The sequence below is a fragment of the Candidatus Marsarchaeota archaeon genome (assembly GCA_023473665.1).
Taxonomy (GTDB): Archaea; Micrarchaeota; Micrarchaeia; order Micrarchaeales; family Micrarchaeaceae; genus JAMCYM01.
In genome coordinates this window covers 38,036-50,561 of sequence record JAMCYM010000003.1, presented here as the reverse complement: position 1 = coordinate 50,561, position 12,526 = coordinate 38,036, and the positions used below count along the sequence as shown (strand labels likewise).

At 53.2% G+C, this 12,526-nt stretch carries 14 protein-coding genes; 3 read left to right on the top strand and 11 right to left on the bottom strand.

Going from position 1 to position 12,526, the window contains the following annotated elements:
- Positions 1–3 precede the first annotated feature (3 nt).
- Together M1158_02990 and M1158_02985 are read right to left on the bottom strand one after the other, a co-directional pair.
- Positions 4–366 (bottom strand): NADH-quinone oxidoreductase subunit I, encoded by a 363-nt coding sequence (locus M1158_02990; protein MCL5100058.1) that lies wholly within the window; start codon positions 364–366, stop codon positions 4–6.
- A 4-nt stretch (positions 367–370) separates the two neighbouring features.
- Positions 371–1,408 carry an NADH-quinone oxidoreductase subunit H gene (locus tag M1158_02985; GenBank protein MCL5100057.1) on the bottom strand — a complete coding sequence of 346 codons (1,038 nt, stop codon included), beginning with the start codon at positions 1,406–1,408 and terminating at the stop codon, positions 371–373.
- 95 nt (positions 1,409–1,503) lie between these two features.
- Here M1158_02985 and M1158_02980 point away from each other — a divergent pair, with 95 nt between their 5' ends.
- Positions 1,504–1,764, top strand: coding sequence for a hypothetical protein (locus M1158_02980; GenBank protein ID MCL5100056.1), 261 nt, complete (start codon positions 1,504–1,506; stop codon positions 1,762–1,764).
- Positions 1,765–1,767: 3 nt separating this feature from the next.
- Here M1158_02980 and M1158_02975 read toward each other — a convergent pair whose 3' ends face one another.
- Positions 1,768–3,477, bottom strand: coding sequence for a hypothetical protein (locus M1158_02975; protein ID MCL5100055.1), 1,710 nt, complete (start codon positions 3,475–3,477; stop codon positions 1,768–1,770).
- 12 nt (positions 3,478–3,489) lie between these two features.
- Positions 3,490–4,023 carry a hypothetical protein gene (locus M1158_02970; GenBank protein ID MCL5100054.1) on the bottom strand — a complete coding sequence of 178 codons (534 nt, stop codon included), beginning with the start codon at positions 4,021–4,023 and terminating at the stop codon, positions 3,490–3,492.
- Between the two features lie 38 nt (positions 4,024–4,061).
- Between M1158_02970 and M1158_02965 the strand changes: the two genes are divergently transcribed.
- Both M1158_02965 and M1158_02960 read left to right on the top strand, forming a co-directional pair.
- A complete protein-coding gene (locus M1158_02965; protein ID MCL5100053.1) occupies positions 4,062–4,451 on the top strand; it encodes a DUF4981 domain-containing protein in 390 nt (129 codons plus the stop codon).
- Between the two features lie 94 nt (positions 4,452–4,545).
- Positions 4,546–5,988 carry a DUF4382 domain-containing protein gene (locus M1158_02960; GenBank protein ID MCL5100052.1) on the top strand — a complete coding sequence of 481 codons (1,443 nt, stop codon included), beginning with the start codon at positions 4,546–4,548 and terminating at the stop codon, positions 5,986–5,988.
- A gap of 21 nt (positions 5,989–6,009) precedes the next feature.
- Here M1158_02960 and M1158_02955 read toward each other — a convergent pair whose 3' ends face one another.
- From M1158_02955 to M1158_02925, 7 genes are all read right to left on the bottom strand, one after another.
- Positions 6,010–7,170, bottom strand: a complete 1,161-nt coding sequence (locus M1158_02955) for a hypothetical protein (protein ID MCL5100051.1) — start codon at positions 7,168–7,170, stop codon at positions 6,010–6,012.
- 316 nt (positions 7,171–7,486) lie between these two features.
- Positions 7,487–8,119, bottom strand: coding sequence for a hypothetical protein (locus tag M1158_02950; protein ID MCL5100050.1), 633 nt, complete (start codon positions 8,117–8,119; stop codon positions 7,487–7,489).
- Between the two features lie 4 nt (positions 8,120–8,123).
- Positions 8,124–8,669, bottom strand: coding sequence for a class I SAM-dependent methyltransferase (locus M1158_02945; protein ID MCL5100049.1), 546 nt, complete (start codon positions 8,667–8,669; stop codon positions 8,124–8,126).
- Positions 8,670–8,747: 78 nt separating this feature from the next.
- Positions 8,748–10,208 (bottom strand): MFS transporter, encoded by a 1,461-nt coding sequence (locus M1158_02940; GenBank protein ID MCL5100048.1) that lies wholly within the window; start codon positions 10,206–10,208, stop codon positions 8,748–8,750.
- Positions 10,209–10,355: 147 nt separating this feature from the next.
- Positions 10,356–10,808: a hypothetical protein gene (locus M1158_02935; GenBank protein ID MCL5100047.1), complete on the bottom strand. Its 453-nt coding sequence runs from the start codon at positions 10,806–10,808 to the stop codon at positions 10,356–10,358.
- Positions 10,809–11,028: 220 nt separating this feature from the next.
- A complete protein-coding gene (locus M1158_02930; GenBank protein MCL5100046.1) occupies positions 11,029–11,493 on the bottom strand; it encodes a hypothetical protein in 465 nt (154 codons plus the stop codon).
- Positions 11,459–12,403 (bottom strand): slipin family protein, encoded by a 945-nt coding sequence (locus M1158_02925; protein ID MCL5100045.1) that lies wholly within the window; start codon positions 12,401–12,403, stop codon positions 11,459–11,461. The genes M1158_02930 and M1158_02925 overlap by 35 nt, the downstream gene beginning before the upstream one ends.
- Positions 12,404–12,526 lie beyond the last annotated feature (123 nt).

Here is a 12,526-nt window from a genome sequence, read left to right as displayed (position 1 = left end):
ACGCTATCTGAGGTCCTCAGGCCTTTTTATGTATTCGCGCCTGTCGTAGGCCTCGAAGCTGTAGTCCTTCGTGAGCACGAGGCATTGCGTAGGGCATACTTCCTCGCACAACGCGCAGAATAGGCACCGCTCCAGGTTTATCTGAGGCATCTTCTTCGTGCCGTGCTCGGTTTCCGTGTCGACCATGTCTATTGTCTGGTTGGGGCATATCCTTGCGCATGCCGCACAGCTTATGCAAGTCTTCATGTCGAGCTTGTGTATGCCGCGGTAGTTGTCTGCCAGGGATTCCTTCTGCTCGGGGAACTCGAGAGTTGCGGGCTTCTTCAGCATCTGCGTACCCACCTTTACGATTGGTTTAAGTATCACCCGCTCACCTGACAAACAATGCGAATGAAATCAATAAATTAATTACTGAGAGAGGGAGGAGGTATATCCAGCCAAAGTGCAGCAGCCTGTCCAGGCGCATGCGCACTGTGGTGGCGCGTATCACTATTATGAAGAACGTGAGTATTACCACTTTCACCATTAGCCATACGAACGGCGGGAGCACCGGCCCGTTCCAGCCGCCGAGGAACAGTATTGATATTAGGAGCGTGCCGACGAACATGCGCGTGTAGTCTAGGAAGAGCGCGAGGCCATAGTACGGCGCGCCCACGTCGGTGAGCCAGCCTGCGATCAGCTCATTGTCGGCCTCGCGTATGTCGAACGGCGGCCTTTCCAGCTCTGCGAGCATCACTATGAAGAATATCACGAAGCCGATGGGCATAAGCACCGCGTACCACATGCCGGACTGGGCTCCCACTATGCCGGAAAAGCTGTAGCTTCCGGCCATCAGCGCGACAGCAGCTATTACCAGCAGCAAGGGCAGCTCGTAGCTCACCAGCATCACCACAGAGCGCTGCGCGCTTATGGAACCGTACTTGTTGCCGCTCGACCATCCGGCCAGGAAGAGGAGCAGCGGCACGAACGACAGCAGCAAAAACACCACTATCAGGCCCAAGCTCGTGCCTATGCCAATGAACGCGTTTGTGAAAGGTATGAAGGCGAGCATCATGACAAACGACGCGTATGTGATGGGCAGCACGAGCCGAAACAATAGCTTGTCTGCGCCGTCCGGCACTATGTTCTCTTTCGAGAGCAGCTTTATCACGTCAGCCATGTTCTGGAGTATCCCGAACTTGCCGACGTAGGTAGGGCCGTGCCTGGACTGCATGCGCGCCATCGTCTTGCGCTCGATCCAGCCGAACATGTACGAGAATACCATGACCAGAACCGCCAGCAATATGGCGAAGATTATGAATGAGGCGAGGAGCGCGAGCGCAGAGCTGGCAAAGTGCGGCAGGTATGCAGAGAGCCACGACTGCACTGCGGAATAGTAGTGTGCAATGAATGCTGAGCTTATATCCATCGCGGCGCCCGATTACGCTTAGCGCCTCACAAATAAAAAGATGACGTGCATGTAATGTGTTTTAAGCCTTGCATCGCAAGAATTGCCGTGGAAGCATGCTGAGCGAATCTGCAAAGCGCATAATAAGGGAGGGCAGCCTGAGGGAGCGCGTCAAGCGCGCCAGCATGCTGCAGTTCCAAGTATTCAAAGTAAAAAACGTGAAACTTGCGAACGAGGAATTCGTGGAGCTCTTCCTTGACAAAGTAATAGACATGAGCGAACTCCAGAGGCTTGCCGACCAGTTCGGCCTGCCTGTCGAGACGCAGAACGGCCGCGCCTTTCCGAAGGGCATGGGCGCCAAGGACTTCATAGTTTAAGGTTCAGCCCAGGTACGCGTTGGTGGCGTTCAGGTAGCCGTACAGCGAGCGCGCTGCGCCGCCATAGCTGTAGTTCATGTACAAAGTATAGCTCGTAATTGCGCTGACAGCAGCTATCGGCAGATTGTGGCAGGTTATGCTCTCTTCTGCTGAAGCGCCGTGCTTCAGCGTCGCGTTCATAGTCTGGTTGTACCGCAGGCCTGCCATATAGCATGCAAGACTGTTTATGCGCATAGACATCGGCAGGTCATTGGTTATATTGATGAGCGCAGAGTCGCTTGTAAGATTAAACGATATCACTCTGCAGCCTATTGATGAATTGCCAGATGAGCAGGAGTTGGAGAATGCCGGCTTCCAGCTCGCCGACCTGCCGCTTATGTTGAGGGAGCTCATCAGGCTGCCCGCATTATAATGGGCTGCAAGCGTGTATGTATTGTTGATGAACGAATAGAGCGACGCGGTGTAATTCGGATGTATGTCGATGCTCGATATGAGCGATTCGTTGGAATAGCCGGAGCGGACTGGGGATATGTAGACTGAGCACATTGTGGTGTTGGTCGAGTTGCTGTAGTACACAAGGCCCATGCACGTGGAATTGAAGCTTGACAGGTTTGTATGCGAGTCTGATATAGATGAGGCGAAGTATCCATACGCGTTGTCAAACAGGTAGGTAGGGCTCAGCGTATTTGATGTGAGGTTTAGGCTTATTGCAGTCCCGATTGATGTTGAGTTGGTGTAGATGAAGTTGCCCTGATACGCGAACAGAGTGTTGGCCCCATCGATGGCTGCGATCAGCGAGCCGTTCATATATGGATTGTATGTCGCATTTGCCAGGGACACGCACGTGCCGTTGGCAGAGGCGTTGTAGTACGCCAAAAGCTTTGTCCAGCCTTCGGTTGTGAGCGCGCATACGCTCACTGTGTTGCTTACGGCGCTGTAATAGGCGCTTCCCTGGCGTGTCTGTACAGCCTTTGAACCGAACGAGTAGGTAAGCAGTATGCTGCTCACCGAGCTGCTGTTCAGCGAGCCCTGCAGCCACAGCGCGTACGCTGCGGTGCCGTTGGCATAGCTGGAATAAACGCCATTGGCAAGGTTCACCATGCCGGCAGCTACAAGGTCGACGAGTGTGGTAGATGTAACTGTAGCAGCGGGACCGAGCAGCGGTGAGAACGCGCTCAGGTTGTAGTCCCTGCCGAGAATCGTCGCAAATGCGATTCCCTTGCCGAAGAGCGTGAAGCTCTGCGTATATACTGTACCATTGTTAGGCACCGATGTGTACAAGTTGGGCACCTCTGGCGCAGTTATAGTCACATTCATGGAGCTGTGCGCGGCTGACCTGTTTGCTATGTCGAACACTTCGGCAGGATCTGCCACAGCATTGATCACGAACGTGCCGTTGGTGGTGAACGTGTAACTCTCGTTTATCGTCACGTTGCTGTGCGCAGGCAGGCTCACCTTGTACGAGTCTATCACAGAGTTGTTCAGGTACACGCTGAGAGGCATGTCGCTCACCGTGCTGCCAAAGTTCCTTACTATGACCTTGAAATCGAAGTTCTGGTAGGGATACATGACAGCTCCCACCTGGCCAGTCCGCTGCATAGATACGCTTATGTCGTATGGATGATGCAGCTGCATTGCCGTGACTGTGAATACTGTGGCCGCCACTACCGCGGCTATTACTATGTACACAAGCGCGTTTGTCTTGTTGACCATTAGATGCACCGCTTACCTGCCTTTCAGCTCCCTTATGACCGTCGAGACCTTATCGCGTATAGGGGCGAGTTCATTGCTGAAATAGCTCTCAATCCAGGCCAACTCGTCGTATGGTTCGCTGTTGTCCGACCTAACGAATGAGTATCTGCCCTTTGAATGAGTCAGTATGTTGGCGTTCTTCAGCTGAAGCAAATGGTAACGCAGCGTTTTCTCGTTCATTGCTCCCCATGCCTTGCTTATGTAATCCGAAAGCTCCTCCACGCTCGGATCCTGGCGCTTGGTAAACTGGAAGTAGAGCATCGCATCGAGCACGCCGAGCGCGCTGAGCCTTGTTTCTCCTGGGTTTATTATGCCTAGCGACAGCGCAAGCCACCTCACCATCGACCTGCGCGTCTCGGTCACCTCCTTTGTGAGGCGCAGGTTCCTCAGGGTCACCTCGCTCTCTATCAGCTTTGCCTCGTTGAGCTCCAAACAATCAGCCGCTGGCTGTATGCCATAAATCAGTAAGAATGCTGCATCAAGGTATATATTCTTTAGCGTGAGCATATAATCGCAGGCGATAAACTGCAGATGCAGGCGACCAGATGGGGCTCATAAACGTCAGCGCATCATTCGAGCCTAAGGAGTTGAAGGCTTATTCAAAGAACGAGGCAGTGATGACGCTCAGGCTTGAGAATACCGATCCTGGAAAGACTTACTGGTGCGAGTGCGACGTAAAAGTAGACAGGCCGCTCTCGCTCGAGCATGATGGGGAGCTTCTCCAGGGCAGGACAAGGGTAGGCATACTGCCGCCGCATGGAACAAAGGAGAAGCAGATACGGCTCTATACGGGTACCAACAGCGTGCCTGACGAGTATGTGCTCAACATAACAGCATATGCGTATGACGAGGACGGTGCGGTGAGCGACAGGATGGAGAGCAGGAGCATATTGCAGTGCGTAGAAGCCAAGAGCGCCGGCGGGCCTGGCATGTAGGGAGTAAGGGCCTGTGCCATGCATGTAGCAAGCTACTATTACGCAGAATGAATGTTTTTTATACGCTTTCAGACATGACTCAACAGGTATTGGTATGGCGAGCAAAGGTGCGATAGCTGGAATAGTACTTGGCATAATAGTAGTTGCTGTTATACTGTACGCTTTTGCGTCTTACCAGAGGGCGCCTGCTGCGCAGGCCGCTCAGGGCACGATAGTGCTGCAGCTCACCGACCCTCCACTTGTGCCAAACGGCACGCAGTCGCTGGTCATAACTTATTCGTCCGTGCAGCTCCACGAGGCGGGCGCAGCAAACACGACAGGTTTCGTCTCAGTCAACGCAAGCGGCTCGATCAACTTGATGAACTTGACCAACATAACGCAGACCATAGCTTCACTGAAAGTGCGTCAGAACCAGAGCTTCAACATGGTCAGGTTCAACATAACCAATGCCAATATAACGATTAACGGCACGACATACGCTGTCACGGTGCCGAGCTCCAGCCTGCTCGTCAAGCTCAACAGCAATCTGAACGTCACGAATGGCCTGGCCGTGATAGACATGACGCCGACCATAGTGCAGATCTACACGAGCACACAGGATGTCTTTGTGCTTGTTCCATCGCTCAAGGCAGTTGTTACTGGAAATGGAGCCGTATCAAGCGCGCAGGCGCGCGTCGGCGCCACTGAGCGCATCCAAACCGGCGAGAGAGAGGCGCTGAACAGGGCAGGGGCCACCATATCGGTAACTGGTGCTAGCCTGGCAGTGTCAGGCAACTCAACTTCGCTAGCAGTCACAGTGCAAAATGATGGCAACTCATCGGTGGTGCTCAAGCACGTAGTACTCTCAGGTTACATGCGCGCCGCAGTATCAGCCACAGCATTGGGCGACATGAGTCCACCAGCCGGATCATACGGCTACGAGGCGGGCTACAGCATAGACTTGAGTCACGCTGAGGACATGATGAATGCCAGCATATCAGGCTTGCTGGGCGGTGCCAGCACAGTCGAGCATCTCAATGAAACCGGAGACATAGGAGAGGCGCTCGGCCTCAACTCGTCGGCCGTAAGCAGGCTGATGCTGCAGCACTTCAACTTCAGCAGCAACAACAGCGTGGCCACAGCGCTTAAGGCACTCAACATAAGCGCCAACGCCACACAGGTACGCAACATGATGCTCTACATGAGCAACAGGATGAACGCCAGCATCATGGAGGGCATGCACAACTTTAATGCATCCAGCCCTGAGCTCCATAAGACGATATCCGAGGCCGAGAATTACACGCACAGCTACCATAACGCGCTCAATTTCATAGTAGCTGCCAACGGCACGCTCTCGCTGCCGTTCACAGAAGCAGAAGCGGAGGGCCCTAACGGCTACTCGCTCGCGCCGGGGCAGAACGTCACGCTTTCGTACAACGGGCCAATCCTGTTTGGGAAGAGCCATATCGGGATATCGTTGATCGCCAACCTTACTTATACGGTAAGCATAGCAGGAGAGGATGGAGCCACTGCGAGCACGAACGTCACTGCGAGCTAGAAAGAGGCAGCATGGCGTGTGTCAGGTGCTTTTGCGTAAAATGTCACTGACGCGCTTGGCCGCTGAATCACCTGCCATGTTGTCCAGTTCTCTTGGCACCGACTCTGTGAGCAGCCTTATTATATTCTTGTGCGACGATGCAGTGCCGTAGACGAACAACGACTTCCTGGATTTGGATTCTTGGCCTGCGGCCCTTATGAGGGTGCGGGCATGGTCTTCGGGCATGGCTGCAAGCAGCTCGATTATGACCTGCACGACTCTTCGTTGGCCGTGCTCTGTAGTCTTCAAGTCATTTGCGAGCGCTTTTCCGAAGTTCTCTGCGATGGAAGTTGTAAAGGCTGTGCCACAAATCGTGGCTATCTCTTTCGGGGGGAACGACATGTGTCTGTTGCCTATGTGGTGGAACTGGACGTAATCCTGTATGAACTTGGGGGGATTGGTGCGAAGCTTGTTAACCATATCAGATGCGAGCCTGCTCTTCACATCAATCCACAGATAGATGAACTTACCATCGGTGCTCGGGGGCTCTGGCGTATACGTTATGCTGTCCTTGCCGAGCAGTTTCTCGATTTCCTCGCGTGCATTGCTCTTTGCAACCAGTAGGAACCTGCCATCCGGAGCTACAGCGGGCGAAAGCATAGCTCGCTGCTGGCCACGATTGTTATCTGATAGTTTTGCATTGATGCTTATCTGCAATCCGGAGTCTGTCAGAAGCTGGGATGCCTGGTACGCCATTGCGTCGCGGCTCTTAGCCAGCAGTGAGGGGTTGGCGGTCGGAGAAAGATTGGTAAGCGCCTTCACGTCGAACATTGGTGCGAAGAAATCGAGATTGTGCTTTATGCTGTAGTTTATCTCCTTGTCTATGTGGCTGAACGGCACCTGCATGCATTTGAGCTGGATGACTGCAATCTGCACCTGCCTCTTTGTGTTCTCGTCAAGCACACCATTATCAGAAGAGGCGTATACGGGCATGGCTGCCCTTGCAGCTATGGTGCTATCCCTGCATATCGCCTTGGCACCCGCAATTATGTCTGATACCAGCTCTTTGCGGCCTTCCATCTCTGGAAAATAGTAGATACCCAAATCTGAGCCTATCCCCTTCGGCAGCGAGAGCTTCGACGCAATTATCCTGTAGTCGTCGGTTGTGAGTGCCTGCGCTGCACTGGGCTTTGTGTCTGGCATGTTTTGAATTGTGTGCGTCATGTAAGTATCGTATCCGCTTAGCCAGTCCAGATATTTATTATTTATTTATTGCATGCTGCATTCTGAAAAGTTGCTAATTCTGTCGCGCATGCAGTACTTTGTAGCAGAACCTTAGGGCCTGCCGGGGGTCCAGCGTATCTGACATGCTGCCGGGGTGAGTTATTATTTTCATGCCCGTTTCAGCTCTTCTATTCCCAGCATGGTGTCATGGTTAATCGGCAATATGTACTTTTATGCGTTGGTGACATCCTCCAACCCCTGAAGGATGTGGGATTTCCCGCTATGCAAAGTTAAATCATTTCAGCGATTCGTAGATCTCCGCTATTCCTCTTACGAGCACGTAGATCACCAGGAGCGCTATGAGCGCATAGCCTATCCAGAGAGGATACGCAAGCACGTAGACCAGCACTAGGTAGGAAAATGTAACTAATTTCATTATGTTTATTCCTGCGCGCGACGCATTGGAAGCGTATACTGCGCGCGCGAATCCGGACTTCATTTTCGAAGATGTGCCTCTGGAAGCCATGAGCGCGTCAGCGAATGAATGCCTTATCACTATTATTATCACTACGAAGAGGGGCACTATGTGGAGGAACATGAAGAGAAGCCATGGGACATACTCGACCACACGGTCGCCGGCCACGTCTATGCGAGCGCCGTGGGGTGCCTTCTTCGACAGCGAAAGCTTGATTTGCTTAACACGCGCATGGGCCTCCTCATTGCCCATGGAAGCGCGAAGATAGTATATAAGGCCTATTGCGCCGTTGCTCTCCTCCCTAACGGCCAGGAAGCCGTCTACCCCGTCAAGCGCGATTATTAACACGAATAGCACAATTATTGCTATGGCATTGAACTTCAGGATTACAAGATACGCGAACAGCACTATCAGTAAGGTGCGTATTATCGTTGCAAGGTCTGCGCTTCTCATTACATCACGTCCCAGGCTGCGAGAGCAGCTGCTCTGACTCAACCTTCACCGCCGTATAGACATAGAGCCGCATGGCCTTCTGCACCTTGACCTGTTCAAAGCCTGAGCCTTCAAGCGCAAACTTGAATTCACGCTTCATTGAGGCACTCGTTACGACAACATGACCTGACTTGCGCAGCACCCGATAGAGCTCGGAAAGCACCTTTGCGCGCTTTTCAGGATTGCTAGGCACTAGTGGCATGCAGCCTACTATTATGTTAAAGCTCTCGTCTTCCAAAGGCAGCTCGTTTGTGCTGCCTTCGATGAACCTCATAACGACCCTATTGTGGTTCGCAAGCGCCAAAGCCTTTGTAAGCTTGGCCTGGCTCTCTGACAGCACTGTTATCCAGAGCAATGGGTACCTGCGCTTCATCGCAAACAGGAGCTGCATATTGCTGCAGCCGAGGGCAAGGAGGCGTTGCCTTTTCAGTTTTGGCAGGCTCTCGTAAATCATGCGTTCCAGCTCTCTAGTCCGGACGCCGGCTGCAGCTCCGCCTTTAGTCGATGCCATTTTAACAGAGACTTTTGTAAGAAAAGCTTAATAAAAGGAATGAGGGCACGCGCCAAGATTGAGGATCATCGCCACAGGTCAGCCGTGCGCACTGGAGGAATGCTGAGCATTATATCTGATTTGCGCTCCTGGCGCATGCCTCTGCTCCTTCCCGCGCAGCCATGATAGCGCCGCAGCTATCGCTAGTATCACAGCTGATATGATGAATACGGCATGTATTCCTGCTACGAACTCAGTAGATATGTGTCCGGTAAGATCGGACGTGCCAACGAATATGCTGAACGCGACATTCCTCGACACGGCAAGCGATGCAATGCTCACTGTCATTATAAAGCTGCCAAGGGTGCCTATGTTGGCCATTGTGCGCGTTATGCCTGATATGGAACCGTAGGCGCCCTGCGGCGCGTTGGCCATGACTGCGCTGTTGTTGGCAGGGAAGAACATCGCGGAGCCGAGGCCGCTTACCAGCGTCAGCAGTACTATCACGTAGTAGGGAGTGGTTGCCGTCAGAATAACGTGGTATGCAAGCACCGAAGCGAGCATTAGCAGTATGCCGGTTGTTGCTATAGACCGCGCGCCAACCCTGTCTGACAGCCTGCCCGTGTAAGGTGATATGAAGCTACTGAGCACATAGCCAGGAAGCAGAAGCATTGAAGCGGTGAATGGATCCAGGCCGCGCACCCCCTGCAGGTACATGATTATGATGAACGCGACTGCAAGATAGCCGAGGCTCTGGAAGAATGCCGCCATTATGGAATTTGAGAGTATGCGGTTTTTGAACGCCCTGAAATCTATTGTAGGCGCCTTTGAGCGCAGCTCAGCCACTATGAATGCTGGCACCAGTGCGGCACCAGCTATAAGCATTAGCAACTGGTATGTGCCTATACCTGTGGTTGCAATGCTCACTCCTCCAAACGTTATGAGCAGGAGCGCGGCGCCAAGCAGTACCATCCCGCGTATGTCAAGCGCGTGCTTGCCCTGCACGTCTGTCGGTATGTACTTGTAGCCGAGATAGAGCGCGATTATGCCTATCGGCACGTTTATGTAGAATATGTATGGCCATCCGACGAACGTGGTGAGCACGCCTCCAAGCACTATGCCGAGCATGGAGCCCATGTTCCAGCCAAGGCCCGTGAATCCGAATGCGCGGCCGCGGTTATGACGCTCGAACGTGTCAGCAATTAGCGCGCCGCTGTTCGCCTGCATTAGGGCGCCGCCTAGGCCCTGCAGCACCCTGAACCCTATTAGCATGACGACGTTGAATGATGCGCCGCACAGGGCCGAAGCGACTGTGAAGACTAGGAAGCCGAGCTTGAACATGCGGCCCCTGCCATAGATATCGCCAACCCTGCCCAGTTGTGTTGTCAGTATGGTCACGGTGAGCAGGTATGCAAGTATGACCCATATCGTACCGGCCAGGTTGGTGTGCAGGGCGTTTGTCATGGCAGGAAGGGCAAGAAGCACTATGGTTACGTCTACAGCGCTCATCATCGTGCCCAGCATTATGACTAGCAGTATGCGCTTCTGCGCTCCGGTCATAGGCTCGGTTTTGAAAGGCGCGCCTGCGCTATGGTCCTTGCTATCCGCCATAAAGAACTAGATTTATTTACCGAAAGGCTATTTAACCCGTAGGCAGCCAAATTTTGAGCGGTTTGGATGCATTTGCATCGTACAAAGGAAAGGCCATTACTGCTTGCGTATGCCGGGGCCTACCTCTAATCGTCCAGCAAGGTAGTCGTGTATGGCTTCGTTCGCCTTGGCGATATACGCTTTTCTTTCGGCAAGAAGCGATCCTGGGTCCTTCGCGATCTGTGCCGCCATTTTTCCATCGTCTGAGAGCCCGAATGTGGATTGCGGAGCACGTGCCGCTGCGACACCGCCCTGCCCTCTGCTTATAAGTTCAGAAGGAGGCATAAGCAGCAGGTAGTAGCGCAATTCTCGGAATGACTTTTCGCTTATATGATAAGCATTCAGTATTTCATCTTTCGTAAGGAATACGTCCATCTCCTGGAAGAGGCGCTTGAGCGCACTGGTTTCTTGGGTCCCTGAATTTAGAACTTCTGCGATCTCATTGATCGAGGTTATGTCGGCTTCGGCGCGCTTAATGTCGTACCCGAGGCGCACGTCTAAGGTCGCCATCTCGATATTGGCTTGTTCGTTGCTCAGCCTGTTAATTAGGATGGAACGCCGTTGAAGCGATACTGATATCTTATCGACTGGGGTAAGCTCAACTGGAGCTGGCTGAGGCCACTTTCTAAGCACAAATGGCATAATCCCACTGCGCTTACTCACATTGACCAGATATTTATTGTTTTCTGGGAGGATTTTGCCGAATGGCAGCCATTCATTCTTTCAGGTTTTATTTGCCCCTGCTTATGGCATGAGTGCTTGCCCTGCTCATGAACGACTTTCCAACCATTCTGTATGCCAGCCGCTGCTCGCCGGGCTTTGCATAGAGCATCGGTGTGCCAATCAGGGTGCCGCATTTCAGGCACAAGAGGTTTGGCATGGCGCTGATGTCGAGGGCGCGCCTGGCATGCTGCAGTTCCTCGTATTTAGGGGGCCAGAATATCCTGTCGATATAGCAGCGCCGCAGCATGCCCTTCGGCGCATCGTTTTGGTAGATCAATGCCAGCTCGCCGCAGTTGGCGCAGTATATGTCAATTAGCTTCGCAGTGCCGCCGCGGCGCTTCCTGTACATGTCGTGCTTGAGCCTGTAGACCGGCAGCCGTGGCTTGGCTGCCGATGCAGCGCGCCTTATTTGCTTGCGTTTCGGCTTTGCACGCGCCTTATTTGCCCTTCTTCGCTTGCTTGGTATCGGCACCACCTATTGTCTGGCCGTACATCTTCTGCAGATCTGCTATGCCCAGGGTACCTATCGGAGTAGGTATGGAGAATCCCTTGCTCTCGACCGGCACGAATACCATGAGGTTCTTGCCCGCGAGGCTTATCTCGTACATCATGTTCATGGCCCTGAGCTGCATCGCGTAGATGTCGCTCTGGTACTTCTTCGACGCCTCTAGCATCTTGTCAGCTGCGAGGCTCTCGCTCTCCGCAAGTATGACGCGCGCCTGCTTCTCGCGGTCCGATGTGGCCACCTTAGCCATCGCGTTCTGGAGCTCCGCTGGTATGGTCACGTCGCGGATCTCTACACTTATGGCGTTGATGCCCCAAGATGTTATGCGCTCCTCTATCAGCGCTTCTATGTCCTTGCCGATTATGTCGCGGCCTGATAACATAGAAGAGAGCTCGTTCTTGCCGATTATGTCCCTAAGCGCAGTCTGCGCGGCCAGCTGCACCGAGCCGATGTAATTCTGCACCGCCAGTACTGCCTTTTCGGGATTCCTGGCCTGCCAGAACAGTATCGCATCGACGTCTACCGGGACGTTGTCCTTCGTGAGCGTCTTCTCGGCGCTGAATACTGTGCTTATGACGCGCAGGTCGACGCGAACAGGCGTGGTATCGAATATTGGGACTATGGCATAAAGGCCTGGACCTATCAGACCCACGTATTTGCCCATGCGCAGCACGGCCATCCTGTCCCACTGCCTAACCACGCGAAGCGACAGTGACAGCACGATCGCGATTATGATAAGAGTGAGCACGCTGCCGGCCAAGTAGCCCTCGAAGTATATGGCCAATCCGCCCAGTATTATGATAACTAGCGCATCGATTCCGGCAGCGGCGCTGCCTGCAAACTTCCTTGCCTCAGAGGCAACTGTCTGCTCACCCACAGTAACACCATTAAGCATTGTTGTTCAAGGATTAAATAAGCATTGCCAGGGCAAGCAACTGGCCCGTATTGCTGCCTGTCACATAATCTCCAGGCAACAAGCAACGAATGCCTTTTGCATACG

Coding starts and splice junctions, on each gene's coding strand:
- M1158_02985 (MCL5100057.1), bottom strand. CDS start 1,408: ATGGATATAAGCTCAGCATTCATTGCACACTACTATTCCGCAGTGCAG.
- M1158_02975 (MCL5100055.1), bottom strand. CDS start 3,477: ATGGTCAACAAGACAAACGCGCTTGTGTACATAGTAATAGCCGCGGTA.
- M1158_02970 (MCL5100054.1), bottom strand. CDS start 4,023: ATGCTCACGCTAAAGAATATATACCTTGATGCAGCATTCTTACTGATT.
- M1158_02955 (MCL5100051.1), bottom strand. CDS start 7,170: ATGCCAGACACAAAGCCCAGTGCAGCGCAGGCACTCACAACCGACGAC.
- M1158_02940 (MCL5100048.1), bottom strand. CDS start 10,208: ATGACCGGAGCGCAGAAGCGCATACTGCTAGTCATAATGCTGGGCACG.
- M1158_02960 (MCL5100052.1), top strand. CDS start 4,546: ATGGCGAGCAAAGGTGCGATAGCTGGAATAGTACTTGGCATAATAGTA.
- M1158_02980 (MCL5100056.1), top strand. CDS start 1,504: ATGCTGAGCGAATCTGCAAAGCGCATAATAAGGGAGGGCAGCCTGAGG.
- M1158_02945 (MCL5100049.1), bottom strand. CDS start 8,669: ATGGCATCGACTAAAGGCGGAGCTGCAGCCGGCGTCCGGACTAGAGAG.
- M1158_02965 (MCL5100053.1), top strand. CDS start 4,062: ATGGGGCTCATAAACGTCAGCGCATCATTCGAGCCTAAGGAGTTGAAG.
- M1158_02950 (MCL5100050.1), bottom strand. CDS start 8,119: ATGAGAAGCGCAGACCTTGCAACGATAATACGCACCTTACTGATAGTG.
- M1158_02935 (MCL5100047.1), bottom strand. CDS start 10,808: ATGGCGACCTTAGACGTGCGCCTCGGGTACGACATTAAGCGCGCCGAA.